The following is a 23,181-nucleotide window of genomic DNA, read 5'->3' as shown; positions in this document are numbered from 1 at the left end:
TCTTCACTCGGCGTCGTCGACAATTTCCTTCAAGTAGCGATACAGCTTTTTGGCGGCGCCGCGATTCTTGTTTTCCGTTATGTCTTTTTGCGCAGCGCGGATCAGTTGGCGCAGGTGTTGCGCCTCCGTATTCGGGTATTGATTCATGAATTCGGTCACCGCCTGATCCCCTTCCGATATCAGCGATTCTCGCCAGCGTTCAAGGCGGTGGTGTTCCGCAGTCTGTTGAACGGACCCCTGATCGAACTTGTCGATAAATGAGCGAACTTCCTCTTCGTCCATATCCCGCATCAACTTGCCGATAAATTGCAACTGGCGGCGTTTGGCTTCATGGCTGCCAATTTTATTGTAGGCGTGAATCGCTTCATGTAGACGGTCGGTGAGGGGGATCTGGCTAAGCTGGTCAGCTCTAAGCTCGGTCAGTTGCTTCCCTAGTTTCTGCAGCGCCTCCATCGCCCGTTTACGGCTGGATTTACTGGGCGGCAGATCTTCTTCGTCGTAATAATCGTCTTCGAATTCGTCGTCGTGATGTGAATGGTTCATTGAAATGCTCGAATCAACTCTCGGAAACTAAAATGGTAACACAGCGCTCAAATAAGATAAGAATAGACAGCTATTCGCCCTTGCGCCTGGTCAGGCGTAGGCGATGGTGGCGAGTCCCAGAAATGACATAAACCCAACCACGTCTGTGACCGTGGTCAGGATGACGCCTCCGGCCAAAGCGGGGTCTATTTTCAGGGTTTTTAGTATCAACGGTAAAGCCGTACCGGCGATGGCCGCCACGGTCAGGTTGATCAACATCGCGGAGGCGATAAGGACGCCAATGGTGACGTCGTTGAACCACACCATTGCGGCGGTCGCCACGACAAAAGCCCAGAGTACGCCATTAAAGGCGCCTACCAAAAACTCCCGATTCATCAGCCAGCGGATGTTATTGGAGCTGACCTTGCCGGTAGCCATCCCCCGGATGACCAGTGTGAGCGCCTGACTGCCGGCGATGCCGCCCATACTGGCGACAATAGGCATCAACACGGCCAGAGCGACCACTTTTGCAATGGTGGCCTCAAAGATACCAATGACCGCAGAAGCGAGAAATGCGGTGATCAGGTTTATGCCCAGCCAGACGGCGCGACTTTTAGCGGTCTTCATGATGGGGGCGAACATGTCTTCTTCTTCGTCCAGACCCGCCATGCTTAAGATTTCGTGGTCGGCGTTTTCACGGATAACGTCAACCACGTCATCGATGGTGATGCGGCCAACCAGCTTGCCTTTATCGTTGACGACGGGAGCGGAAACCAAGTCGTGGCGCTCGAACAGGGTGGCGACTTCTTTATCTGAAACCGTCGCAGGAATCGGCTCTACATCCGTGCGCATGATCTCCCGCACAGTGGAACTAAGACTGGACACCAATAGCGTGGTGACAGGGAGTACGCCGATAAAATCGTCTTTTCGATTCACCACCAGCAAGCTGTCGGTCATGTTGGGCAGACTTTTGTGGCTGCGCAGATAGCGAAGCACAACATCGACGGTAATGTCCGGACGCACGGTGATCATGTCCGTGTTCATCAGACCGCCGGCGGAATCCTCTGGATAGGCCAGTACTTCTTCCAGGCGCTGACGATCCTGGGCGTCCATGGTCTCCAGAACTTCCTGGATGACGGCTTCCGGCAACTGCTGTAGCAAGTCGGCGAGGTCGTCGACTTCGAAGTCTTCGGCGATCTCAATGACGTCCTGCGCATTCATTTCGCTCAGGAAGTCGGAGCGGATTTCATCGCTCAAATACTGGAGGACTTCGCCATCCAGTTCGTCATCGACTAACTGCCAGAGTAACTTCCGTTCATTGGGCGGGGATGATTCCAGCAAGTGGGCGATATCGCTGGGAGATAGGCCGCCGTTCAGGATGCGCGCGACCTGCTGCAAAGACCCGCTTTCCAGCGCTTCCGCAATGGAGCGCATACGGACCTTGGCAGTGCTTTTTTCGGTCGCTTGAGACATAGACTTACATCCGCGTTTAGGGCGGCCCGCAACGGGCAGCGAGGAAATTGCCGGATAAAATACAGAGACAGGCTCTGCGCCGTTGTGGCGCCAGTATAAGCGAGCCCACTATAAAGTGTAAGTTAAGACGAAAAATAGTCTAAGGAAAATCAGGGAATTGTCTTACTTTATTCAAGCGGTTTGTATTGTTTCAAGTGTTTGGAAGAGGTGGGGCGATGTGCCCCAAAAGCAGTAGGGACTATTCGCCCTCTCCGAAATAATCCTCGATCAGAGCCTTGATGGCGTGAAAAGCTTCCTCTTCGTCTGGGCCTTCTATTTTCAATGTGAGAAGCGTTCCCTTGCTGGCGGCGAGCATCATGACCGCCATTATGCTTTTTCCGTCAACTTCCTGGCCTTCTTTGGCTACTCTGATCTTGCTTGCGAATCGGCCGCTGGTGGACACGAATTTGGCCGCCGCTCGGGCGTGCAGGCCAAGCTTATTAATAATAGTGACTTGTTCCTGGATCATGGGGCGCGATGAGTATAAAAGATTGAAGTTTCCTGAATGTTGGATTCAGGCCGGTTTAATTGTTAAGCCGCAGTGGCTTTTTATTATTAGAACCTTATTGCGCCAGCTCTTTGTGGCGCACTTGGACATTATCATACTTTTTCTTGAAATGCTCTCCCAGGCGCTCGCAGATATAGACAGAGCGGTGTTGCCCGCCAGTACAGCCGATGCTGATGGTCATATAGGTGCGGTTGCTGTTCTGGAAGTGCGGAATCCAGGTCTCAAGAAAACTGATGATATGTTGCAGCATCTGTTCCGGTTCCGGATGCTGCTTCAGGAATTCAATGATTTCCTGATCGGTGCCTTTGTAGCCGCGCAGCGCGGTATCCCAGTAAGGATTGGGGAGGCAGCGCACGTCAAACACCATGTCGGAATCTGACGGTACCCCATGCTTGAAGCCGAACGACTGAAAGAGTAGGGCCAGCTCTTGGGTTTTATGTCCGATAACCCTGATCTTAACCTGATCTCGTAACTGGTAGATGGAAAGATCGCTGGTGTCTATATAGAGGTTCGCCAATGTGGCGATCGGCTCCAATAGCTGCTTCTCTTTGGCGATGGCTTCTTTCAGCGATGTGCTTTTGCTGCTCAGCGGGTGCTTGCGACGCGTTGCATGAAAACGTTTGATCAAGGTGGCGTCGTTAGCGTCAAGATAGATGATTTCCACATCAATATTATGCGCTTGCAGAGCGGCGTAAATAGACGGGAAATCAGATAAATCCCTATAAAGATTACGCGCGTCTATGCTGACGGCGAGTTGCTGGTTTTGGGTTTTTCCCTGGTCCAGCACCTCTTGGGTGAGAGGCGAGAGGAGACCGATAGGCAGGTTATCGATGCAGTAATAGCCCATATCCTCCAGGACATGGAGCGCCGTACTTTTTCCAGAGCCTGAACGACCGCTTACGATAATCAGCTTCATGTCTTCCTCTTTCCATCGAAGCTGGACTATTTCTCCAGCACCCTCCTGAACAGGGTTTCGTCGTTGTCACAGTCGCGTAGATGTTCGCAGAAGCGACGGTCATTGAACTTCTGGGCCAATTGGCTCAGCAGGTCTAAATGTTCGCTGGTAGCCTCCTGAGGCACAATCAGAACGAACAGAAGGTCGACGGGTTCGTTGTCTATGGCGTCAAAAGGGATTTTGTCCTTGAGCGTAATCAGAGCCCCTATAATGCGATCGCAGTTTTCCAGACGGCAATGGGGGATCGCAATACCCTGGCCGATACCGGTGCTGCCGAGTCTCTCACGGCATACCAGGTTGGTAAAAATGGCGTTCTCGTCCAAAAACGGAAAATGTTGCGCAATCAGATTGGCGATATATTCGAGAACGCGTTTCTTACTCGAGCCCGACACCCCACAGCGTGTGAGGGCGGGCGAGATAATAGACTCAATAGTTAGTGTGGTTTGGGCCATGTTCTGTTATCTGGCGGATGCGCCGTGCATCCGATCAACGTGCTTCTCTTTGTGTTTGAGGATCTGGCGGTCTAATTTGTCCACCAGCGCGTCAATGGACGCGTACATATCTTCGTGTTCAGCATTGGCATGCAGGTCAGCGCCGCTAATGTGCATGGTTGCTTCCGCAATCTGACGCTGTTTTTGAATGGAGAGCGTAACTTGGACATTACTGATACTGTCGAAGTGTCGTTCAAGTTTGTCGAACTTGTTGTTAACGTAGTCTTTCAGTGCTTCAGTTAACTCGACTTGATGTCCGGTGATGTTCATTTGCATACTTTGCTCCTAATGCCAATATACGGTGCATTATGAATTTTGCACTTCCATGAAAAATACTAGCACATCCATTTTGTGACTATTTGATTTAAGTCTTATGCCTGTATTCCTCCTTTTAAATTAATCGCTTACGTTCATTGGAAGGCGGAATGGAAAGCGCCTCCCGATACTTTGCGATCGTGCGACGGGCGACATTGATGCCCTGGTCGCCGAGCAGCGCAGCAATCTTGCTGTCGCTCAAAGGTTTCTTCGGTGATTCCGCCGCGACTAACTTCTTGATAATAGCTCTAATAGCGGTCGAAGAACACTCGCCACCCGTGTCTGTGCTGACATGGCTGGAGAAAAAGTACTTCAGCTCAAATACGCCGCGAGGAGTGTGCATATATTTCTGGGTGGTCACCCGGGAAATGGTTGATTCATGCATTTCCACTGCTTCCGCAATATCGTGCAGCACCAGCGGCTTCATCGCCTCTTCGCCGTACTCAAGGAATCCTTGCTGATGTTCGACGATTTGTGACGCAACTTTCAACAGAGTTTCATTACGGCTTTGCAAGCTTTTGATAAACCAGCGCGCTTCCTGTAACTGATCGCGTAAGTAAGTGTTGTCGGAGCTATTGTCCGCACGTCTCACCAAGCCCGCATAGCCTGGATTGATGCGGATCTTAGGGGCGATTTCCGGGTTCAGCTCCACCAGCCAGCGGCCATTGTTTTTTTTGACGATAACATCAGGAACCACATATTCGGTATTACTTTCCTGAATGCCTTCTCCCGGTCTTGGGTTCAGGCTTTGAATCAGCTTGAGCACTTCCCGCAGGTCGTCTTCCTTCAGGCGACTGCGGCGCATCAACTGGGCATAGTCGCGATTGCCAAGCAAGTTGATGTAATGGCTGACCACGAGTTTGGCCTGTCCTAACCAGGGCGTATCTTTGGGTAGCTGATTCAGCTGGCTCAGCAGGCAGTCCTGCAGGTTACAAGTAGCGACCCCGGCAGGATCAAACTGCTGAACGCGCTTTAACACTGCGCGTACTTCGTCCAACTCAATTTCTTCTTCGCCCTCAGTCTGCAGCCCACTGTGAATTTCATCGGGAGTGAGGGAAAGATAGCCGTCGGGATTGACCGCATCGATTATCGCAACGGCGATCATGCGGTCAATGTCGGACATGGGGGTAAGATTGAGTTGCCAGAGAAGGTGATCTTGCAGGGTTTCGCCTTTGCTGTTGCGGGACTCGAAATCGTATTCGTCATCCTCGCCGCCGCTGTAGCTGCTTGACCCGCTTTGAAAGACATCGTCCCAGGCGGTGTCGACGGGCAAGTCGTTCGGTATGGAGTCGGACCAGTTATCCTCCTCGGCGAACCCGCCTTCGTCCATGCCGGACTCTTGAGCTCGCTCTTTGCTGGAGTTATTGGCGAGCATGTCGCTGATCGTATCGTTCTGAACGTGGTTGGGGGACTCTTCCTCTTCAGACACTTCCAGCATGGGATTGGACTCAAGCGCTTGTTGAATCTCTTGCTGTAAATCCAGTGTTGAAAGCTGCAAAAGTTTTATTGCTTGTTGCAGTTGCGGGGTCATAGTGAGCTGTTGACCCAGCTTTAACTGCAATGAAGTTTTCATAACCATCTGATGCTTACCACCGATTCAGGCACAGATCTTGTGAGTTTGTCATAGTTATTGAGCGCTTTAATCCTAAGCTCTTGAGCCTTGGGGTCCATCTTGAATGGAAGCCGCCGGTTAAACTAAAGTTTGAACTGGTCACCCAGATAGACCTCTCTAACCTTTGGGTTGGCAAGGATATCACTAGGGGCGCCGCTTGCGATAATAAATCCTTCACTGACAATATAGGCGCGTTCACAAATATCCAAGGTCTCGCGCACATTATGGTCTGTAATTAAGACGCCGATGCCGCGCTTTTTAAGATGTTCGATAATCTGCTTGATGTCGTTGACGGAAATAGGGTCCACCCCGGCAAAAGGCTCGTCCAGTAGTACAAACTTTGGCTCCGTGGCGAGCGCGCGAGCGATTTCCACGCGGCGGCGTTCACCCCCGGAGAGGCTCATGCCAAGGCTTTTACGAATGTGGGTTATGTGAAATTCATGGAGCAACTCCTCCATTTTTTGCTTGCGTTCCTTGCGGTTCAGATCCGCCCTGGTCTCAAGAATGGCGTAAATGTTGTCTTCCACAGACAGCTTTCTAAATACGGACGCTTCCTGAGGTAGATAGCCAATGCCCTTGCGCGCTCTCCCGTGCATGGGCAGGCTGGTGATTTCGGCATCGTCAATAAATACGCTGCCTTTGTCGCTGGGGATCAGTCCCACCACCATGTAGAAGCAGGTGGTTTTGCCTGCGCCGTTAGGTCCGAGGAGGCCAACGATTTCGCCGCTGCGAATTTCAACGGAGACATCTTTTACTACAGGCCGTTTTTTGTAAGCCTTGGCCAGGTTTCTGGCGGCGAGAGTGCTCATTGTTTATTAGATTTGGGCGGATGATAGATGATTTCAACCTGCTCGGTTTGATTGCCCGATGAGGCTCCCTTCGCTGTGACTAAGCGTTTGTCTGTGAAATAAATAATTTCTTCGCCTTCTACTGAACTATTGTCCTGGAGAATGCGCGCATGGTTACGCATAACGACTTTACTCTGGCTGCGATCATAGTCCATGCTTTCTGCGTAAGCGTGGGTTTCAGTTTGTTTTTCTGCGTCAAATTGCACCAAGTGAGCGGGCTTACCCGTAGCTTGGAAGCGGCTGATGCCCTTGTCGTCAGTGTATAAAACAACTTTGTCCGCTTCGATGCTGGATTTGCCCTGGGTAATGACGACATTGCCGATATAGGTGTCGATGCCCTTTTGACCATCTCTTTCCCAGCGCCCGGCTTTAATACGCACTGGTTCGTCGCTCCCGTTAAGAAGGTCTAAAGCGTGGCTTAATGGAGTGAAAACCAGGGCCACCAACAGCGCCGCTGTGAATAGTTTACTTGGGTTGTGCATAAACGCCGGTTACCTGAGAAAGTAATACAATAAGCTTTTTATCAATGTCCGCCTCCATTCCGACAGCGGTTAACTGATTGATATTTGAAGTTATCTTAACGGGTTGATCGGTGCTGATAAAGCGTGACTTGTTGTTATAGTCGAGTGCTTGCGTTTGCATGAGGATCGGCGCCCCGTCGTCGGAAGCGCCATTTACTTCCACGTCTCCGCGCAGCTTCAGGGTGTCCTGCTTAATGAGCAGTTCGCCTTCCAAAGACTCTACATGCCAACTTTTCTCTCCTTGCTGGAAGATTTCCAGGTTGGGGCGCGTCAATACGCCGGTGTCCGTATCGGGATAGTGTTTCGCCAATTGGCTTTGTAAGCGACTGGTGAGTACGCCTTCTTTGTTGTAAGTCGTATAAACCGCGTTAATGACAAAGGCGTCAGGTTCGTCTTTCAGGAGTTGCTCTTCCTCGAAGAACGGTACGTTTGCTTCGTCTTGATAGGCGGCCAGATAAATAACCAGAATTGCCGCCAAAGCCGCGTATAGCCACTTGCTATATTGTCTGAGCAGTTCTGTCATGAAGTTATAGATAGGCTTCCAGAGAGGTGTGGAGCAATCCTTTGGCCGCCAGAATCATGTCGCACACCTCTCTGACTGCGCCTTTGCCGCCCTGGGCGGAAGTGCAATAAGCGGCGTGTTGACGGACAAACCAGTGGCCATTGGGGACGGTGGCGCCAAATCCGCAGCTGCGAATAGCGGCAAGGTCGGGTAAATCGTCGCCGATATAGGCGCACTCATCAAGCTCTAAACCAAGCTTGCCACGAATCTCATTAAGTCCGACAAGCTTGTCCTCGCGGCCTTGCAGTAACTCTAATATGCCCAGATCGCCAGCTCTTTTGGCGACCATGGCGGACTTGCGGCCGGTGATGATCGCCACAGTTACTCCAGCTTTTTGCAGTAGCTTGACGCCGAGTCCGTCGAGTATGGAGAAAGGCTTGAGTTGTTCGCCGGATTCGCCGAAGTAAAGAGTCCCATCCGTCAGGACGCCGTCTACATCCAGCGCCAGGAGCTTAATGGGCTTTAAAGCTTGAATCTGTTGTTCAGTCAGAGACGGCGACATTAAATAACTCCTGCACGCAGCATGTCCTGGGTATTGAATGCTCCAATGACTTTCTTGTCGGCGTCGACGACAGGCAGAGCGTTGATTTTTTTCTCCTGCATTAAGCCAAGCGCCTCCGCGGCGAGCATGTCTTTGGTAACGGACTTGCAGTGGGTCGTCATGACAACATCGATGGCGCAGCTTCGAATATCGATGTTTTTGTCTAGAGTGCGGCGTAAATCGCCATCAGTAAACACGCCAAGAAGTTTGTCGTCTTCGTCGACGATACACGTCATGCCAAGGCCTTTCTGTGACATTTGTAAGAGCGACTCACTCAAGGATGCGCCACTTCTGACGACAGGGACTGCATCTCCAGAGTGCATTATGTCGGATATTTTCAGCAATAGCCTGCGACCCAGAGCGCCGCCGGGATGAGAGAATGCGAAGTCTTCCGCTGTAAAACCGCGCGCTTCCAGTAGCGCAATTGCCAGCGCGTCTCCCAACACCAGGCAAACTGTGGTGCTGGATGTAGGGGCGAGCCCAAGCGGGCATGCCTCTGTGGCGACGCTCGCGTCAATATTGGCTTCTGCAATCTGGGAAAGAGTAGAGTCCGGCTTGCCGGTCATGCTGACTAATGGGACTCCCATTCTTTTCAAAAGTGGAAGTATAGTGACAATTTCCGCAGTGTTGCCTGAGTTGGAAATCGCCAATACGACATCGTTGGGAGTCACCATGCCGAGGTCGCCGTGGCTCGCTTCACCAGGGTGGAGGAAAAACGAGGGTGTGCCCGTGGAAGCCAGCGTAGCGGCGATTTTATTGCCTATATGCCCTGACTTGCCCATTCCTGTGACCACCACGCGCCCTTTGCAGTTCAGCATAAGGTCGCAAGCCTTAATAAAAGCGTCGTCTATCCGGCTGCTTAGCGCTTGGACCGCCTGAACTTCCATTTCTATGGTGCGTCTTGCGGCCTTTATGTACTCATGGTCGTGATGGCTCATTAATCTGGCGTTCCTGATGACTTTAACAGTGGCGGATATCCCGTCGCGGTAATGTTTCTTCGCCGCCGTGCTTAAACAATCTTGCGAAGAAATGGCGTTTGGCGAGGCTTGCGTATTATACGACGCTCGAGGGTTGCTGCAACTTGCCGGGAAAGATGTGGGCAGTTAAAACATCTTCTGATATATTCCGCAGCTGTTTAGGCTATTTTTGGCAGCAACGTCTAAGCCGCCGTAAGGTTATGTTTTTAGGATACTTAATGCTTCCAGGAAGGGGGCGTTTACGCAGGCTGGGCGATTAAGGTGATTTTAGATGACGCAAAACCCCTCCAATTACGTGGAAGTCAGGGGGCTTACCTTCGCCAGAGGCGACAGGCTTATCTTCGATAATGTAGACATCGATATACCCAAAGGCAAGGTCACCACGATTATGGGGCCCAGCGGTACGGGTAAGACCACTCTACTCAAATTAATCGGCGGCCAACTGAAACCCGACAAAGGCGACATTTGGGTGAATGGCTTTAATGTGCCGAAGCTGAAGCGCAAAGAGTTATATGAGTTGCGCGAACGTATGGGGATGCTGTTTCAATCCGGCGCCCTCTTTTCGGATCTCACTGTCTTTGAGAACGTCGCATTCCCCTTGCGGATTCATACACAACTTCCAGAAGCGATGATCAGGGATCTGGTATTAATGAAGCTGCACGCAGTGGGACTGCGTGGCGCGCGTGATTTGACGCCAAACGAATTGTCAGGAGGTATGGCTCGCCGCGTGGCTTTGGCGCGCGCTATTTCGATGGACCCGGAAATGGTGATGTATGATGAGCCGTTCACTGGCCAGGACCCAATTGCTATGGGGGTTATTGTCCAGTTGATCCGCTTGCTCAATGATGCTTTGGGGCTGACCAGCGTGGTGGTGTCTCATGATATTCAGGAGTCAATGAGTATCACGGACCATCTGTGCATTGTCGCCGATGGCAAGGTGATGGGGCAGGGCAGTCCACAAGAATTGCGCTCCAGCGGGAATGCCTTCGTCAAGCAGTTCCTCAATGGTTTACCGGACGGGCCGGTGCCTTTCCACTTTCCCGCGACAGACTATGCGGAGGACTTGTTACGAGGAGACCAGGATGCTGGATTTTCTACAAAGGCTTGGTAGAAACGGCCTGCTTTCGCTTGGTGCGCTAGGTCGGGCGGGAATCTTCTTGGTTGGGTCGCTACTGGGCGCTCCACGGATGAAAGGGTTTCCGCTCCTACTCAAGCAGCTTTACTCCGTTGGCGTTCTCTCACTTGTAATTATTGTCGTTAGCGGGCTGTTTATAGGTATGGTGCTTGGTCTACAGGGTTACAATATTCTGGTGGACTACGGTTCAGAGCAGGCCATAGGCCAGATGATCGCCTTAACCCTGGTTCGTGAATTAGGGCCGGTTGTGACTGCGCTGTTATTCGCTGGTCGCGCCGGCTCTGCGCTGACTGCGGAAATCGGGTTAATGAAGGCGACTGAGCAGTTGTCCAGCCTGGAGATGATGGGGGTCGATCCATTGCGGCAGATTATTGCGCCGCGGCTTCTTGCCGGATTTATCGCGATGCCGATGTTGGCCATGATATTTAGCGTGGTGGGCGTCTGGGGCGGTAAAATGGTTGGGGTGGAATGGCTTGGCGTCTATGAAGGGTCCTTTTGGAGCAATATGCAGGCGTCCGTGGACTTTTCCGATGACATTCTTAACGGGATTATCAAAAGTATAGTGTTCGGCGTCGTATGCACGTGGATCGCCGTGTTTCAGGGGTATGATTCTGTCCCGACTTCGGAAGGCATCAGTTCCGCAACCACCAAAACAGTGGTGTACTCGTCGTTAGCTGTATTGGGATTGGATTTTATTTTGACCGCCGTAATGTTTGGAGATTTTTAATATGCGGATTCGTACGCTGGAGATATCTGTAGGGGCGTTCATTGTCGCCGGCATTGGGGCGTTGTTTTTATTGGCGCTCGAAGTGAGCGGGCTGTCTCTGAGCCCGACGCAGGATACCTATAAATTGTATGCGGAATTTACTGATGTGGGCGGGTTAAGAGTGCGGGGTAAAGTGTCCTTGTCCGGCGTCACGATTGGGCGCGTCAACAGCATCTCTTTGGACCCCAAGTCATCCAAGGCTGTCGTGGAGATGGATATTGATGCGGATGTGAACTATCTAAGCGCGGACAGTGTCGCAGTCATCAGCACTGCCGGTCTCCTGGGAGAGAAGTACATTAATGTCTCCATTGGTGGGGACGAGGAAGCCCTGAAGGACGGAGACTTCTTTTATAGCACGCAGGGTGCGCTGAATTTAGAGAAGCTGATAAGCGATTTTGCAACAAGTCAGTAGATCGCTGTATTTCTGAATTCAGAAAGAAGTTGTGAATTTTGGTTAGTACTGGTCAGTCAAAGAAATAGTTAGGCAATTAACATGATGTTAACAGTGAAGAATATTGGGCGCGTGTTCGCAGTCATGGCGATGGCGGCGTTCGCAGTTGCTGCGCAGGCCAACGCGCAGCAAGACGTTTTTGGCGTGGTGCAGGACAGCACCAAAATGCTGGTTTTCAAACTACAGTCAGAAAAGCAGACTTATTACGATAATCCGCAAAAATTCTACGGCGTGATGGAAGATGCGCTTGAAGATGTGGTTGATTTTGAGCGCATCGCCGCGCGAGTGATGGGACGTTATCGCAGAGAAGCGAGTGATGAGCTTAAAGAGAAGTTTGTTGGGGTATTTAAAAAGAGTTTATTTGATGCTTACGGCAAGGCGCTGGTGGAAAGTGGCGAATTTAAAGTCAACGTATTGACGGCAACCATTAATCCACGGGACGAAGGGCGCGCAAGTGTGGATTTGGAAGTGATTTCTGCGTCTGGCAACAAGTATCCGGTTATCTACTCAATGTACAAAAATCGCGACAGTAAATGGTTGCTGGAGAATGTCATCGTTAATGGCGTGAATATCGGGCTTGCTTTCAAGGATCGCTTCGAGCAGCAGGTTAGCGTGCACAATGGCGATATCACCAAAGTCGTAGATGGCTGGTCCAGTCGGATCGAAGAGGATGAACTGACTGGCGAGGCGAAGTAATGTCGGCGAGATTGACCTGCGCTAAGGATGCGCAATCCAAAGAGATGGCGCTCAGTATTTCGGGGATCGTTGATCTCTCTAATGTGGCTGACTTGTTGGCCGAAGGCGAAAAGGCGGTGCAAGCTGCGGATGCGACCTCCCCACTGCGCATTGATGTCTCTCTCGTCGAAAATGCGCAAAGTGTGCTGATATCATTGCTGCTGCGCCTGGTTGCGGCGGCGGAAGCAAAAGGCCTGAATGTCAGCGTTTCGGGTTTGACCGGTAAAATGTTCGATATTGCGCGGGTTAGCGGAGTAGAGACTGTTTTGCCATTGGCGGATGAGGCAGTCTAGCTAAATAAATATCCCTTCAAAAAAACAATTTGCGGCGGTCGCTGCAAATTGTTTCCAATCCATAACTTGGGCCTGGCTCCTGCTTGGGGTAAAATGCTTCGTTTAGTTCAGCTAACGAATAACGAGGAGTGGGCGCATGCAACCCGAAGCATTGCAAGAAATTTTGCAAGAAAAGCTGTCCGACTGTGAAGTCCGTGTGGAAGGCGATGGCTATCATTATCAGGTTGTTGCCGTCGGCGAACGTTTCGCCGGCCTTTCTCCCGTCAAAAAGCAGCAAACGGTGTACAGCTGCATTCATGATCTGATCGCTGATGGCACAGTGCACGCTGTTTCCATCAAAACCTACACTCCCGATGAGTGGGCCGCCGCGAATAAATAATTCGTTTTCCAACCCAGGTAAGTTTAATGGACAAATTATTGATCGGCGGTAGCAAACCGCTTAATGGGGAGATCCGCATCTCCGGTGCGAAAAACTCCGCATTACCAATTCTTGCTGCAACGCTGTTGGCGGATGAACCCGTCACTATCGGCAACCTGCCGCACCTTAATGACATCACCACCATGATTGAGCTGTTGGGCCGCATGGGCGTAGAGCTGATGATCGACGAAAAAATGTGTGTGGAAGTGCACGCCAATACTATCAAGCATCTGACTGCGCCCTATGAGCTGGTGAAGACCATGCGGGCCTCCATTCTGGTGCTGGGACCGATGCTGGCCCACTTTGGCGAGGCGGAAGTCTCTTTGCCCGGCGGTTGCGCTATCGGAAGCAGGCCTGTTGATCTTCATATTCGCGGCCTTGAAGCCATGGGCGCGGATATTTTAGTCGAAGGCGGCTATATCAAAGCGAAAGTCAATGGCCGCTTGAAAGGCGCGCACATCTACATGGATACCGTGACGGTGACCGGCACGGAGAACCTTTTGATGGCGGCGACGCTGGCGGATGGTAAGACAGTGATTGAGAACGCCGCTCGTGAGCCTGAGGTCATTGATCTTGCCGAATGCCTGATTGCAATGGGCGCGGATATACGTGGTCATGGCTCCTCAACTATCGAAATTAACGGTGTGCCGCGTCTGCATGGTTGCCGCTACAACGTACTGCCGGACCGAGTCGAGACCGGGACTTATTTGGTCGCCGCCGCAGCGACCCGTGGCCGAGTCAGAGTGAAAGACACCCGCGAAGACATTTTGGAAGCGGTTCTGTTGAAACTGGATGAAGCTGGCGCACATATCAGCACTGGTCCGGACTGGATTGAGCTGGATATGAAAGGCGCTAGACCGAAAGCGGTGAGCCTGCGCACAGCTCCTTATCCTGCTTTTCCAACTGACATGCAGGCGCAGTTCGTCGCCATGAACACAGTGGCGGAAGGTACGGGCGCTATTGTTGAAACCGTATTTGAAAACCGCTTCATGCACGTGCAGGAGCTGCGCCGCATGGGCGCGAAGATCAAACTGGAAGGCAACACTGCGATTGTGGAAGGTGTAGAGTCTCTGACCGGCGCGCCAGTTATGGCGACCGATCTGCGAGCTTCCGCCAGTTTGGTTATCGCCGGATTGGTGGCGGAAGGAGATACCCTTGTAGACCGCATTTATCATATTGACCGTGGTTATGAGTGTATTGAAGAAAAAATGCAGTTGTTAGGCGCGAAAATACGTCGGCTGCCGGGCTGAAGCAATTCACCAATATCCGGAATCCTGTAATGAGTGCGATCATCACCATCGCCCTGTCCAAGGGGCGTATCCTGGACGATACATTGCCGCTGTTGGCGGCGGCCGATATTGAGCCGGAAGACGACATCAAGAAGAGCCGTAAACTGATCTTCTCAACCAACCAGCCCAATGTGAGGCTGGTTGTGTTGCGCGCCACAGACGTGCCGACCTATGTGCAGCACGGCGTGGCGGACTTGGGGGTGGCGGGTAAGGATGTGCTGATGGAGCACGGCTATGATGGCCTTTATGAGCCGTTAGACCTCAAAATCGCCACTTGCCGTCTGATGACGGCGGCGATGAAAGGCGCAGCGCCCAAATCCGGGCGTATCAAGGTGGCGACCAAGTTCGTTAATATCGCCAAGCGTTACTATGCCGGCAAAGGAATTCAGGCCGACATTATTAAGTTGTATGGCGGTATGGAGCTGGCGCCGCTTATGGGCCTGGCGGACGAAATTGTGGATATTGTCGATACGGGCAATACCCTGGTGGCCAACGGGTTGGAGCCGCGTGAGAAGATTTGTGACATCAGCTCCAGGCTGATCGCCAACAGCGCCTCAATGAAAATGAAACACGCCAGTTTGCAGCCCATACTCGACAAACTGGCGCAGGCGGTGGGCGCAGAGTGATTTGAAGAGCCCTCGTTTTGAGCAGAGGGTATGTGGGCCAACACTAATGAAGTAGCGGATGAGGCGAACTGCAGATATGCGTGAACTAGATAGCAGTCAGGCGGATTTTAAGTCGCAACTGGAAGCCTTGCTGGCGTTTCAGGAAGACGACAGCGCGGAAGTGAATCGCGTGGTGGAGAACGTGTTGAAAGATGTGCGCGTTCGTGGTGATGAAGCGGTATTAGAGTATACCAACCGCTTTGATCATATGAGCGCGACCTCAATGAGCGCCCTGGAAATCCCGCATCATCGACTGCAGCAGGCTCTCGCCTCTATTGCTCCTGAGTTGAAAAGCGCTTTGGAAAGCGCCGCCGGGCGCATTCGTCGTTATCATGAAAGGCAGGCGCAACCCTCTTGGACCTACCAAGAGGAAGATGGAACTGTCCTGGGGCAAAAGGTTGTTCCCTTAGACCGCGTCGGCATTTATGTCCCGGGCGGCAAGGCTGCTTATCCCTCTTCTGTGCTCATGAACGCGATTCCCGCGAAAGTAGCGGGTGTGGGCTCCATTATCATGACTGTGCCGACGCCTCGTGGCGAAGTGAATGAATTGGTGCTCGCCGCGGCGGCGGTAGCCGGCGTTGATCGGGTGTTCACTGTCGGCGGCGCGCAAGCCGTGGCGGCTTTGGCCTATGGCACTGAGACGGTCCCCAAGGTCGATAAGATTGTCGGCCCAGGCAATATCTACGTGGCTATGGCGAAGCGAATGGTGTTCGGAACTGTTGGCATCGACATGATTGCAGGGCCCTCGGAAATCTGTGTGGTTTGTGATGGGGGAACGGACCCAGATTGGATCGCTATGGACCTGTTCTCGCAGGCGGAGCACGACCAGGATGCTCAGGCGATACTTATCTCACCAGATGAAGCCTGTCTGTCTGCGGTGAAAGCATCCATTGAAAAGCTGCTGCCGGACATGGAGCGCAAAGATATTATTTCAGTTTCTTTAAAAGAGCGGGGCGCCTTTATCAAAGTCGCTGACCTGGATGACGCCATTGACGTGGTTAACCTTATCGCGCCGGAGCACTTGGAGCTTTCGGTTGCTGACCCGGATGCGTTGCTTCCTGGAATCAGGCATGCCGGCGCCGTATTTATGGGGCGTTATACGGCGGAAGCATTGGGGGACTATTGCGCGGGGCCGAACCACGTGTTGCCGACGTCTGGAACCGCACGTTTCTCCAGTCCTTTGGGGGTATATGACTTCCAGAAGCGTTCATCCCTGATCAATTTCTCCAGTCGCGGCGCCTCCGACGCTGGGCGAATTGCTTCTGTGCTCGCGCGTGGAGAAGGGCTGACCGCCCACGCGCGCTCCGCAGAATATCGCATAGTCGAGGAGTAGGCTTATGTCCGTTAAAGACAGAATTCTCCAGTGGGTGCGTCCTGAAGTTCAGGCGCTTTCCGCGTATCACGTTGCGGACGCTTCAGGTCTGATTAAATTGGATGCAATGGAAAACCCCTTCGACTTTCCTGCTGCGTTAAAGGCCGAATTAGGGGTGGATCTGCGCGATGCGGCCATTAACCGCTATCCAGATCCTGATGCTGGCGCGATCAGAACGGCGTTAAGGGAGCTTTATAGCTTGCCTGCTTCTGCGGACATGCTGTTCGGCAACGGCTCTGACGAGATCATTCAGATTCTCGCCATGGCGGTAGCTGGACCCGGACGGACAATACTCTCCGTTGAGCCCAGCTTCGTCATGTATAAGATGATCGCGACATTCATTGGCGCCGAATATGTGGGCGTTCCGTTGAATGACGACTTCCAGATAGACGCTCAGACGACGCTGGACGCGATCAAGCGTCATCAACCCGCACTGGTTTTCATTGCTCAACCTAACAATCCGACAGGCAACCTGTTTGATGATGAAACACTGCGCCAGATTGTTGCGGCCAGCCCTGGGCTGGTGGTGATTGATGAGGCTTACACGGCTTTTACCAACGCAGACTATATGTCTTGGGTCAGCGAATACGATAATGTTGTGGTGATGCGTACTTTCTCAAAAGTCGGGTTGGCGGGGCTGCGTTTTGGTATGTTGTTTGGCGCGCAGGAATGGATTGAGCAACTCAATAAAGTGCGCCTTCCCTACAATATCAATTGCCTGACGCAAAACGCTGTTCTGACCGCCATTCGGCACTTTCCAGAGTTCGTGAAGCAAACGGAAGCGCTGCGGGAGCAGCGTAGCTGGCTGAGCGCCCAGCTTGACGGAGTGGCTGGCGTGACAGTCTATCCAAGCGAGGCGAACTTTATTTTGGTGCGTGTCGACCTGCCGGCCAAGTCTGTTTTCAGCGAAATGAAAAGACGCGGCGTTTTGATTAAGCTGCTGGACGGCGGGCATCCCAAGCTCGCTGGGTGTTTGCGTTTGACGGTTGGAAGCCATGAGGAAAATGAGGCTATGCTGAAAGCGCTGTCAGGGGCTTTGGCGGCGGTGAGGGGATAACCTCAGGTTATTCCCCATCATTGCCTGAGCGCTGTTGCAAGGTGGCGGTTAGATTTATGGTCTGGCCCCGCCTGAACACCGTCAGTTTGATCTGATCCCCAGGCTTGTTGTGTGAAACAAAGTCTCTGGCCTGTTGTGACGTCCTCATTGGCATGTCGTTGATCATCAAAAGCACATCGCCAGCTTCCAATCCGGCTTTACTGCCTGGGCTGTCTGGTTGGACGCCTGTTATCAGTAATCCATTAGTGTCAGTAAGGCCAAAAAAGTCCGCTTCATGACGAGCCAGCTCGTGCATTTCCACCCCCAGATACCCACGAATAACTCGGCCATATAGGATTAAGTCCTGTGCAATCGCCATGGCTGACTGCGCGGGAATGGCGAAGCTAATACCTTGATAGCCGCCAGTGGTGGAGAACACAGCGGTGACGATACCGACCAGTTCGCCTTTGGCGTTGATCAAGGCTCCGCCGGAATTGCCGGGGTTGATGGCTACGTCAGTCTGAATGTAGTTTTCATAGGTGGCCAGGCCCAGGTTTGATCGTCCCAAGCCGCTTATGATGCCCTGTGTCACGGCCTGGCCGACGCCAAACGGGTTGCCGATCGCCAGTACGATGTCCCCCACTCGGGGTTGAGATTGGCTGACCGGGATTGGCTGAAGCCCGTCCTGTTTAGGCTTTAGTACGGCGAGGTCTGCTTCGCTGTCCAGGCCTACAATTTCTGCAGGAGTCTCCCGACCGTCGGACAGCATGATCCTAATCAGCTCTGTGGATTTCACTACATGGTAATTGGTCAGAATATGGCCTTTTTCATCGATAATAACGCCGGAGCCGAGTCTGCTTAGCGTAGGTTCGGGAGGCGTAATATTCTTGGAATAATTCGATAATAGCGGATTGTTCCAAATGGCGTCGGACAGCGCAGGATTGGGTTCTTCGCTATAGATATTGACGACGGAAGGCAGCGTGTGCTCAACGGCGTCGGCGAATGAAGTCAATGCCGGCTGGGGCTGCAATGTTGGATGCTTCATAAAAAAGAGATAGACGCCGGCGGCTGACAAACCAATTGCCACGGCGATTCCATAGGCTGCTAACTGTCTCATTTTTCTCGTTCTTTGGCGGCACTGGCGCGGAATGTTAACATAACTGCAATGACTGAGGAGTACGCCATGACTGATATCTCGACAATAATGACACTGCTGAACAGCTGGTTACAACCGGACCGGATCAGGGACTACTGCCCTAATGGTTTGCAGGTGGAAGGGCGCAAGAACGTTCGCAAAATACTGTGTGGCGTTACTGCCAGCGAGCAATTATTGGACGCTGCGATAGAGCAAGGCGCTGATGCGGTGCTGGTGCACCACGGTTACTTCTGGAAAGGCGAAAGTGCGGCGATTGTCGGTATGAAACGCAGACGTATCGCCAAACTGCTGCAGCACGAGATCAGCTTGATCGCCTACCATCTTCCGCTGGATATTCACCCTGACTACGGCAATAACGCCGCTCTGGCGGCGCACCTGGGCTTTACCGTTGAGGGCAGAGTGAAAGCAGGGGATGTGGAAGGGTTGCTGTGGCGCGGCGCATTACCTCAGCCAATGTTAGTCAGCGACCTGGCTGAACACATTGGTAACCGACTGCAGCGTGCGCCTATGGTTATTTGTGACGACCCCGGCCAAGTAGTCAGCACTGTCGCCTGGTGTACTGGAGGAGCGCAAGGGTTCATTGACCAAGCCGTAAGTTTGGGGGTGGATGTTTACTTAAGCGGCGAAATTTCCGAGCAGACTGTGCATAGCGCGCGTGAGCAGGGAATTGTCTATGTGGCGGCGGGCCATCATGCGACAGAGCGTTATGGAGTGCAGGCTCTAGGTAAGGCGCTGGCGGAAAACGTGGACGTGGAAATTAGCTACTTCGATGGCGATAATCCGGTTTAACCGGACTATCGCACGTGAAGGCTGGGTTAATATTTTTCGCCTTCAGAAGTCGTTTCTGGGGAATTATGTGAGCGGCTCTCGAACCCATAATCCTCCGATAAAGTACCTTTTTCTTTAGGGTCAGCCTTGGGGGCGTAGTCCCGAGGCGGTTCAAAGACCGATTCTTCCTCGACTTTGCTCTTGCCCTCTTTGCGCTTTACGGATAGTGAGGGCGTGGCGGATGACACCAGGGATTTGAATTCACTGTCGCTACACAGGCGTTCGGCGCCGACGGCCAGGTGATTAAATATGTCGCGATAGTTGGCGTTGAGTTTGCCCAGCATTTCCGCCGTACGAGAGAAGTGCTCAGCAACTTCCGCTTGATAGCGGGTGTGTTGATCTTGCAGATGATCGATCTGGCGTTCCAAACGCCGGTTTTTAGCGGTTTCAGAGTGCAACAGCTTGTGCAGCAGAACGCCCAGGCCTAAACCGACCAGAAAAGTTACCGCCGCTATAACAATGGTAGATCCCATAATTCTTTCAACACTTAAATTTGCAAGGAATTGTGAACCGGAGGAGTGAGTTAGTATACCGACAAAAGCGTTTCGATTTCCATTGCCGGCAGGTAGCTTTTGGTCGCACAGGTCCCTCGCAACGACGCCATGTGTGAAGGGATCGGGAATATCCCCTACCCATGTAGTCAATATGTCTAGAAAAAGGCAAAATAAGCGCCCAATTTCGGCCAACTATTAATCAGGCAGACAGGTCCCGCACATGTCAGGCCCTGTCTCCCGCGGCTAGCCGCCGCGCAGGCGTATCCATGCGCCTGATTGTTAACATGCCAATATCATTGCCATGTCAATATAATGAGTTGGCGACTTGAACATCATTTATCAGTGAGGCGAGTCAGGCAGTGACGACTCCTATTGAAAAGTATCGACAAGATCTCGAACGCCAGGATTTTTCCTATGACCCCGCTCAGGAAATGGCGGTTGAAAAACTGCAGGTGTTGTTTGAACGTCTGACAGCGGCGGAAAGCAAACGTCTTCAAGCCAGTCGTATACAGCGCCTGGCGCGGAAAATCGGGCTGACCAAAGCAGATACGACTCCCGAGAAAGGCTTGTACTTCTGGGGCGGCGTTGGGCGTGGCAAAACTTACCTGATGGACACTTTTTATGAGTGTTTACCCTTCAAGCGCAAAATGCGCGTGCACTTTCACCGTTTTATGCAAAGGGTGCATCAGGAGCTGAAGCAGCTTAAAGGGGAAAAGAATCCGCTAGAGATTGTCGCAGATAATTTTAGCCGTGAAGCGCGGGTCATCTGTTTCGATGAGTTCTTTGTCACCGATATTGGCGACGCTATGATCCTGGCCACCTTGCTTGAAGCGTTGTTTGAGCGGGGAGTTTCATTGGTTTGCACATCCAATATTGTGCCTGACGGGCTGTATAAAGACGGCCTGCAACGGCAACGGTTCCTGCCGGCAATCGCGTTGTTGAATCAGCATACGGAAGTGGTGAATGTCGACGGAGGCACGGATTATCGCCTGCGAACGCTACAGCAGGCGGAGCTCTATCATTATCCTTTGGATGAAGAGGCTCAGTTGAGCCTGGCGCAAAGCTATGAACGTTTGGCTGTGGAAGCAGGGGCGCATCAAACCGATATTCTGATTAATGGCCGCAAGCTGAACGCCATACGTCGGGCGGATGACGTTATCTGGTTTGACTTTAAAGAGCTGTGCGATGGTCCCCGCAGTCAGAACGATTACATAGAGCTGGCCCGTGAGTTTCATGCCGTGCTCGTAAGCAACGTCCCAACACTTGAGGCGAATAAAGAAGATCAGGCGCGGAGATTTATTAACTTAGTGGATGAGTTTTATGACCGCCGCGTGAAGGTGATTATTTCCGCCGCCGCTGCAATTAACGAGATATACCAGGGCGAGCGTCTCAGGTTCGAATTTGAAAGAACAGAGAGTCGATTGCTGGAAATGCAATCTCAGGAATACCTGGCTTCTCCGCACCGTCCCTGATTTTCCTCAAATTCTGCAAGGGGCCGTATGCGGCCCCTTTCTACATCACACGAACTGTTTCGGTTTAGACAAGCTCAATGGCGACAGCAGTTGCTTCGCCGCCGCCGATACAGAGCGCCGCTACGCCACGCTTCTTGCCGAGACGCTTCAACGCATGCATCAGGGTAATAATGATTCTCGAGCCGGTTGAGCCAACGGGGTGTCCCTGGGCGCAGGCCCCGCCGAATACATTGACTTTCTCTCCGTCCAAGCCCAGCTCTTGAATCGCAAGCATTGTCACCATGGCGAAAGCTTCATTGATTTCAAACAGATCGACTTCGTCCTTAGACCAGCCCGCTTTCTGTAGTACTTTTTGAATGGCGCCGATAGGCGCGATGGTGAACTCTGAGGGCGCCTGGGAGTGCGTGCTGTGAGCGACGATTCTGGCGAAAGGCTTCGCGCCGCGCCGGTCAGCCTCCTCACGACTCATTAAAACCATAGCGGAAGCGCCGTCGGAGATGGAGCTGGAGTTAGCTGCGGTGATGGAGCCATCTTTTTGGAATGCGGGTCTCAGCGTGGGGATCTTTTCAAGATTGGCTGCGCCTGGCTGCTCGTCATGCTCTACTAAGACATCTCCCTTACGCGTCGACACTGTGACAGGAACAATTTCGTCCTTCAGCGCGCCGGTTTCAATCGCTTCCTGGGCAAGCTTTAACGATCTGATGGCGAAATCGTCCATACGTTCGCGGGTGATGCCGAATTTACCGGCGACTTCCTCAGCGAATGAACCCATCAGGCGCCCGGTTTTGGCGTCTTCCAATCCGTCGAGGAACATGTGGTCTTTTACTTCGCCGTGGCCCATGCGGTAGCCTGAGCGCGCCTTTGGCAACAAGTAAGGCGCATTGCTCATACTCTCCATACCGCCGGCAATCATGACTTGATTGGTCCCTGCGACGATCAGGTCATGCGCCAGCATCGTGGCTTTCATGCCGGAGCCGCACAACTTGTTGATGGTGGTGGCGCCAGTAGAATTGGGGATGCCCGCATCCAGCATCGCCTGTCTCGCGGGGCCTTGCTTCAAGCCTGCGGGAAGAACGCAGCCCATGATGACTTCCTGTATGTCGTCAGGCTGCAGGTTGGCGCGGGATATGGCTTCTTTAATAGACGCCGCAGCCAGTTCCACAGCCGTCAATGAACTCAGGGAGCCCTGAAAACCGCCCATTGGCGTTCTGGCTCCAGACACAATTACGACCTCTCTCGCATTCATGTTTTTCTCCTATTGTTTTTGGTGTGTATCTTTTATTTTTCGTTGACGGCGAAACCGTCTGACCTTGATTTCATCATGTCTCGCTTACGATGCAAATGCAACGTGGCTGCGCGGGATACTTTTTCGTTAGGGCGAGCGTATAAATAGATAGAATACAGAGTGAGTAATGAGACCTGTTTAGCAATTCTTATATAACGTGAATACCGTAAAAAACACCCATGTAAAACCGGGCCGAATTTGATAACTGTTTACGTCCTGAAAATCCTGGATAAAAGCCATAACTTTCTTATTTTTTCATAACTTGCGTTTTTTATTTAGACTGTTGGTGAATCCGGGCATTAGCGTCTATAGTGTATGAGACTTTCATCGTAGAAGATCCCGCCGTGTTTTCACGTCTTTTACATCTTCTAGAGGTCGACAATAAAACAAAAAATTGGGTTTACACAGAACGTCTTCCTGCA

The 23,181-nt window shown here is 52.2% G+C and carries 27 protein-coding genes; 12 read left to right on the top strand and 15 right to left on the bottom strand.

Going from position 1 to position 23,181, the window contains the following annotated elements:
- Positions 1 to 3: 3 nt before the first annotated feature.
- The 12 genes from yjgA to HCH_RS23870 all read right to left on the bottom strand — a co-directional run bounded on the left by yjgA (position 4) and on the right by HCH_RS23870 (position 9,325).
- Positions 4 to 543, bottom strand: coding sequence for a ribosome biogenesis factor YjgA (gene yjgA, locus HCH_RS23925; RefSeq protein ID WP_011399063.1), 540 nt, complete (start codon positions 541 to 543; stop codon positions 4 to 6).
- A gap of 90 nt (positions 544 to 633) precedes the next feature.
- Positions 634 to 1,995: a magnesium transporter gene (gene mgtE, locus HCH_RS23920; protein ID WP_041598897.1), complete on the bottom strand. Its 1,362-nt coding sequence runs from the start codon at positions 1,993 to 1,995 to the stop codon at positions 634 to 636.
- Between the two features lie 238 nt (positions 1,996 to 2,233).
- Complete coding sequence (locus tag HCH_RS23915; protein WP_011399061.1) at positions 2,234 to 2,503, bottom strand: HPr family phosphocarrier protein; 270 nt, start codon at positions 2,501 to 2,503, stop codon at positions 2,234 to 2,236.
- A gap of 94 nt (positions 2,504 to 2,597) precedes the next feature.
- Complete coding sequence (gene rapZ / locus HCH_RS23910) at positions 2,598 to 3,458, bottom strand: RNase adapter RapZ (RefSeq protein ID WP_011399060.1); 861 nt, start codon at positions 3,456 to 3,458, stop codon at positions 2,598 to 2,600.
- A gap of 26 nt (positions 3,459 to 3,484) precedes the next feature.
- Positions 3,485 to 3,949 carry a PTS IIA-like nitrogen regulatory protein PtsN gene (ptsN, locus tag HCH_RS23905; RefSeq protein WP_011399059.1) on the bottom strand — a complete coding sequence of 155 codons (465 nt, stop codon included), beginning with the start codon at positions 3,947 to 3,949 and terminating at the stop codon, positions 3,485 to 3,487.
- A 6-nt stretch (positions 3,950 to 3,955) separates the two neighbouring features.
- Positions 3,956 to 4,264 (bottom strand): ribosome hibernation-promoting factor, HPF/YfiA family, encoded by a 309-nt coding sequence (gene hpf, locus HCH_RS23900; protein WP_011399058.1) that lies wholly within the window; start codon positions 4,262 to 4,264, stop codon positions 3,956 to 3,958.
- 115 nt (positions 4,265 to 4,379) lie between these two features.
- Positions 4,380 to 5,876 (bottom strand): RNA polymerase factor sigma-54, encoded by a 1,497-nt coding sequence (locus HCH_RS23895; RefSeq protein ID WP_041598896.1) that lies wholly within the window; start codon positions 5,874 to 5,876, stop codon positions 4,380 to 4,382.
- A gap of 122 nt (positions 5,877 to 5,998) precedes the next feature.
- The gene (gene lptB / locus HCH_RS23890) at positions 5,999 to 6,724 is read right to left on the bottom strand and encodes an LPS export ABC transporter ATP-binding protein (protein WP_011399056.1); all 726 of its coding nucleotides are present in this window, start codon (positions 6,722 to 6,724) and stop codon (positions 5,999 to 6,001) included.
- Positions 6,721 to 7,245 carry a lipopolysaccharide transport periplasmic protein LptA gene (gene lptA / locus HCH_RS23885; protein WP_011399055.1) on the bottom strand — a complete coding sequence of 175 codons (525 nt, stop codon included), beginning with the start codon at positions 7,243 to 7,245 and terminating at the stop codon, positions 6,721 to 6,723. The genes lptB and lptA overlap by 4 nt, the downstream gene beginning before the upstream one ends.
- Positions 7,229 to 7,807 (bottom strand): LPS export ABC transporter periplasmic protein LptC, encoded by a 579-nt coding sequence (lptC, locus tag HCH_RS23880; protein ID WP_011399054.1) that lies wholly within the window; start codon positions 7,805 to 7,807, stop codon positions 7,229 to 7,231. Before lptC ends, lptA begins: the two co-directional genes overlap by 17 nt.
- Positions 7,808 to 7,811: 4 nt before the next feature.
- Complete coding sequence (locus tag HCH_RS23875) at positions 7,812 to 8,348, bottom strand: KdsC family phosphatase (protein ID WP_011399053.1); 537 nt, start codon at positions 8,346 to 8,348, stop codon at positions 7,812 to 7,814.
- Positions 8,348 to 9,325 (bottom strand): KpsF/GutQ family sugar-phosphate isomerase, encoded by a 978-nt coding sequence (locus HCH_RS23870; protein WP_011399052.1) that lies wholly within the window; start codon positions 9,323 to 9,325, stop codon positions 8,348 to 8,350. Before HCH_RS23870 ends, HCH_RS23875 begins: the two co-directional genes overlap by 1 nt.
- A gap of 310 nt (positions 9,326 to 9,635) precedes the next feature.
- On the opposite strand from HCH_RS23870, the gene HCH_RS23865 reads away from it, so the two are divergent.
- From HCH_RS23865 to hisC, 10 genes are all read left to right on the top strand, one after another.
- Positions 9,636 to 10,475 carry an ATP-binding cassette domain-containing protein gene (locus HCH_RS23865; protein WP_011399051.1) on the top strand — a complete coding sequence of 280 codons (840 nt, stop codon included), beginning with the start codon at positions 9,636 to 9,638 and terminating at the stop codon, positions 10,473 to 10,475.
- The gene (gene mlaE, locus HCH_RS23860; protein ID WP_011399050.1) at positions 10,447 to 11,226 is read left to right on the top strand and encodes a lipid asymmetry maintenance ABC transporter permease subunit MlaE; all 780 of its coding nucleotides are present in this window, start codon (positions 10,447 to 10,449) and stop codon (positions 11,224 to 11,226) included. The genes HCH_RS23865 and mlaE overlap by 29 nt, the downstream gene beginning before the upstream one ends.
- 1 nt (position 11,227) lies before the next feature.
- Positions 11,228 to 11,677 carry an outer membrane lipid asymmetry maintenance protein MlaD gene (gene mlaD, locus HCH_RS23855; protein ID WP_011399049.1) on the top strand — a complete coding sequence of 150 codons (450 nt, stop codon included), beginning with the start codon at positions 11,228 to 11,230 and terminating at the stop codon, positions 11,675 to 11,677.
- A gap of 81 nt (positions 11,678 to 11,758) precedes the next feature.
- Entirely contained in the window at positions 11,759 to 12,412 is a 654-nt protein-coding gene (locus tag HCH_RS23850) for an MlaC/ttg2D family ABC transporter substrate-binding protein (protein ID WP_011399048.1), read from the top strand.
- The gene (locus HCH_RS23845) at positions 12,412 to 12,744 is read left to right on the top strand and encodes an STAS domain-containing protein (protein WP_011399047.1); all 333 of its coding nucleotides are present in this window, start codon (positions 12,412 to 12,414) and stop codon (positions 12,742 to 12,744) included. The genes HCH_RS23850 and HCH_RS23845 overlap by 1 nt, the downstream gene beginning before the upstream one ends.
- A 136-nt stretch (positions 12,745 to 12,880) precedes the next feature.
- Positions 12,881 to 13,123 (top strand): BolA family protein, encoded by a 243-nt coding sequence (locus tag HCH_RS23840; protein ID WP_011399046.1) that lies wholly within the window; start codon positions 12,881 to 12,883, stop codon positions 13,121 to 13,123.
- Positions 13,124 to 13,149: 26 nt separating this feature from the next.
- Positions 13,150 to 14,412, top strand: coding sequence for a UDP-N-acetylglucosamine 1-carboxyvinyltransferase (gene murA / locus HCH_RS23835; RefSeq protein WP_011399044.1), 1,263 nt, complete (start codon positions 13,150 to 13,152; stop codon positions 14,410 to 14,412).
- Between the two features lie 29 nt (positions 14,413 to 14,441).
- Entirely contained in the window at positions 14,442 to 15,077 is a 636-nt protein-coding gene (gene hisG / locus HCH_RS23830; RefSeq protein ID WP_011399043.1) for an ATP phosphoribosyltransferase, read from the top strand.
- A gap of 76 nt (positions 15,078 to 15,153) precedes the next feature.
- Positions 15,154 to 16,449, top strand: coding sequence for a histidinol dehydrogenase (hisD, locus tag HCH_RS23825; RefSeq protein WP_011399042.1), 1,296 nt, complete (start codon positions 15,154 to 15,156; stop codon positions 16,447 to 16,449).
- A gap of 4 nt (positions 16,450 to 16,453) precedes the next feature.
- Positions 16,454 to 17,545 (top strand): histidinol-phosphate transaminase, encoded by a 1,092-nt coding sequence (gene hisC, locus HCH_RS23820; RefSeq protein ID WP_011399041.1) that lies wholly within the window; start codon positions 16,454 to 16,456, stop codon positions 17,543 to 17,545.
- A gap of 7 nt (positions 17,546 to 17,552) precedes the next feature.
- Here the strand turns inward: hisC and HCH_RS23815 are convergent, their stop codons facing one another.
- Positions 17,553 to 18,641 (bottom strand): S1C family serine protease, encoded by a 1,089-nt coding sequence (locus HCH_RS23815; RefSeq protein ID WP_011399040.1) that lies wholly within the window; start codon positions 18,639 to 18,641, stop codon positions 17,553 to 17,555.
- A gap of 66 nt (positions 18,642 to 18,707) precedes the next feature.
- On the opposite strand from HCH_RS23815, the gene HCH_RS23810 reads away from it, so the two are divergent.
- A complete protein-coding gene (locus tag HCH_RS23810; RefSeq protein WP_011399039.1) occupies positions 18,708 to 19,469 on the top strand; it encodes a Nif3-like dinuclear metal center hexameric protein in 762 nt (253 codons plus the stop codon).
- 26 nt (positions 19,470 to 19,495) lie between these two features.
- Here the strand turns inward: HCH_RS23810 and HCH_RS23805 are convergent, their stop codons facing one another.
- On the bottom strand, positions 19,496 to 19,981 hold the full coding sequence (locus HCH_RS23805; RefSeq protein WP_011399038.1) for a YhcB family protein: 486 nt from the start codon (positions 19,979 to 19,981) through the stop codon (positions 19,496 to 19,498).
- 380 nt (positions 19,982 to 20,361) lie between these two features.
- Between HCH_RS23805 and zapE the strand changes: the two genes are divergently transcribed.
- Positions 20,362 to 21,474 carry a cell division protein ZapE gene (gene zapE, locus HCH_RS23800; protein WP_011399037.1) on the top strand — a complete coding sequence of 371 codons (1,113 nt, stop codon included), beginning with the start codon at positions 20,362 to 20,364 and terminating at the stop codon, positions 21,472 to 21,474.
- Positions 21,475 to 21,538: 64 nt separating this feature from the next.
- Here zapE and HCH_RS23795 read toward each other — a convergent pair whose 3' ends face one another.
- A complete protein-coding gene (locus HCH_RS23795; protein WP_011399036.1) occupies positions 21,539 to 22,720 on the bottom strand; it encodes a thiolase family protein in 1,182 nt (393 codons plus the stop codon).
- Positions 22,721 to 23,181: the final 461 nt, after the last annotated feature.

Source organism: Hahella chejuensis KCTC 2396 (assembly GCF_000012985.1).
Lineage (GTDB): Bacteria > Pseudomonadota > Gammaproteobacteria > Pseudomonadales > Oleiphilaceae > Hahella > Hahella chejuensis.
The sequence above is the reverse complement of the archived record's forward strand: the minus strand, read 5'-3'. Positions and strand labels throughout refer to the sequence as shown.

What these genes read in the sequence shown, in the direction of transcription:
- HCH_RS23875 (WP_011399053.1), bottom strand. Translation starts at nt 8,348, where the DNA reads ATGTCGCCGTCTCTGACTGAACAACAGATTCAAGCTTTAAAGCCCATT.
- HCH_RS23845 (WP_011399047.1), top strand. Translation starts at nt 12,412, where the DNA reads ATGTCGGCGAGATTGACCTGCGCTAAGGATGCGCAATCCAAAGAGATG.
- rapZ (WP_011399060.1), bottom strand. Translation starts at nt 3,458, where the DNA reads ATGAAGCTGATTATCGTAAGCGGTCGTTCAGGCTCTGGAAAAAGTACG.
- HCH_RS23840 (WP_011399046.1), top strand. Translation starts at nt 12,881, where the DNA reads ATGCAACCCGAAGCATTGCAAGAAATTTTGCAAGAAAAGCTGTCCGAC.
- hpf (WP_011399058.1), bottom strand. Translation starts at nt 4,264, where the DNA reads ATGCAAATGAACATCACCGGACATCAAGTCGAGTTAACTGAAGCACTG.
- HCH_RS23805 (WP_011399038.1), bottom strand. Translation starts at nt 19,981, where the DNA reads ATGGGATCTACCATTGTTATAGCGGCGGTAACTTTTCTGGTCGGTTTA.
- HCH_RS23810 (WP_011399039.1), top strand. Translation starts at nt 18,708, where the DNA reads ATGACTGATATCTCGACAATAATGACACTGCTGAACAGCTGGTTACAA.
- lptC (WP_011399054.1), bottom strand. Translation starts at nt 7,807, where the DNA reads ATGACAGAACTGCTCAGACAATATAGCAAGTGGCTATACGCGGCTTTG.
- HCH_RS23870 (WP_011399052.1), bottom strand. Translation starts at nt 9,325, where the DNA reads ATGAGCCATCACGACCATGAGTACATAAAGGCCGCAAGACGCACCATA.
- HCH_RS23850 (WP_011399048.1), top strand. Translation starts at nt 11,759, where the DNA reads ATGATGTTAACAGTGAAGAATATTGGGCGCGTGTTCGCAGTCATGGCG.
- murA (WP_011399044.1), top strand. Translation starts at nt 13,150, where the DNA reads ATGGACAAATTATTGATCGGCGGTAGCAAACCGCTTAATGGGGAGATC.
- hisG (WP_011399043.1), top strand. Translation starts at nt 14,442, where the DNA reads ATGAGTGCGATCATCACCATCGCCCTGTCCAAGGGGCGTATCCTGGAC.
- lptB (WP_011399056.1), bottom strand. Translation starts at nt 6,724, where the DNA reads ATGAGCACTCTCGCCGCCAGAAACCTGGCCAAGGCTTACAAAAAACGG.
- HCH_RS23865 (WP_011399051.1), top strand. Translation starts at nt 9,636, where the DNA reads ATGACGCAAAACCCCTCCAATTACGTGGAAGTCAGGGGGCTTACCTTC.
- HCH_RS23915 (WP_011399061.1), bottom strand. Translation starts at nt 2,503, where the DNA reads ATGATCCAGGAACAAGTCACTATTATTAATAAGCTTGGCCTGCACGCC.
- HCH_RS23815 (WP_011399040.1), bottom strand. Translation starts at nt 18,641, where the DNA reads ATGAGACAGTTAGCAGCCTATGGAATCGCCGTGGCAATTGGTTTGTCA.
- mlaD (WP_011399049.1), top strand. Translation starts at nt 11,228, where the DNA reads ATGCGGATTCGTACGCTGGAGATATCTGTAGGGGCGTTCATTGTCGCC.
- hisC (WP_011399041.1), top strand. Translation starts at nt 16,454, where the DNA reads ATGTCCGTTAAAGACAGAATTCTCCAGTGGGTGCGTCCTGAAGTTCAG.
- HCH_RS23895 (WP_041598896.1), bottom strand. Translation starts at nt 5,876, where the DNA reads ATGAAAACTTCATTGCAGTTAAAGCTGGGTCAACAGCTCACTATGACC.
- mlaE (WP_011399050.1), top strand. Translation starts at nt 10,447, where the DNA reads ATGCTGGATTTTCTACAAAGGCTTGGTAGAAACGGCCTGCTTTCGCTT.
- yjgA (WP_011399063.1), bottom strand. Translation starts at nt 543, where the DNA reads ATGAACCATTCACATCACGACGACGAATTCGAAGACGATTATTACGAC.
- ptsN (WP_011399059.1), bottom strand. Translation starts at nt 3,949, where the DNA reads ATGGCCCAAACCACACTAACTATTGAGTCTATTATCTCGCCCGCCCTC.
- mgtE (WP_041598897.1), bottom strand. Translation starts at nt 1,995, where the DNA reads ATGTCTCAAGCGACCGAAAAAAGCACTGCCAAGGTCCGTATGCGCTCC.
- hisD (WP_011399042.1), top strand. Translation starts at nt 15,154, where the DNA reads ATGCGTGAACTAGATAGCAGTCAGGCGGATTTTAAGTCGCAACTGGAA.
- HCH_RS23795 (WP_011399036.1), bottom strand. Translation starts at nt 22,720, where the DNA reads ATGAATGCGAGAGAGGTCGTAATTGTGTCTGGAGCCAGAACGCCAATG.
- lptA (WP_011399055.1), bottom strand. Translation starts at nt 7,245, where the DNA reads ATGCACAACCCAAGTAAACTATTCACAGCGGCGCTGTTGGTGGCCCTG.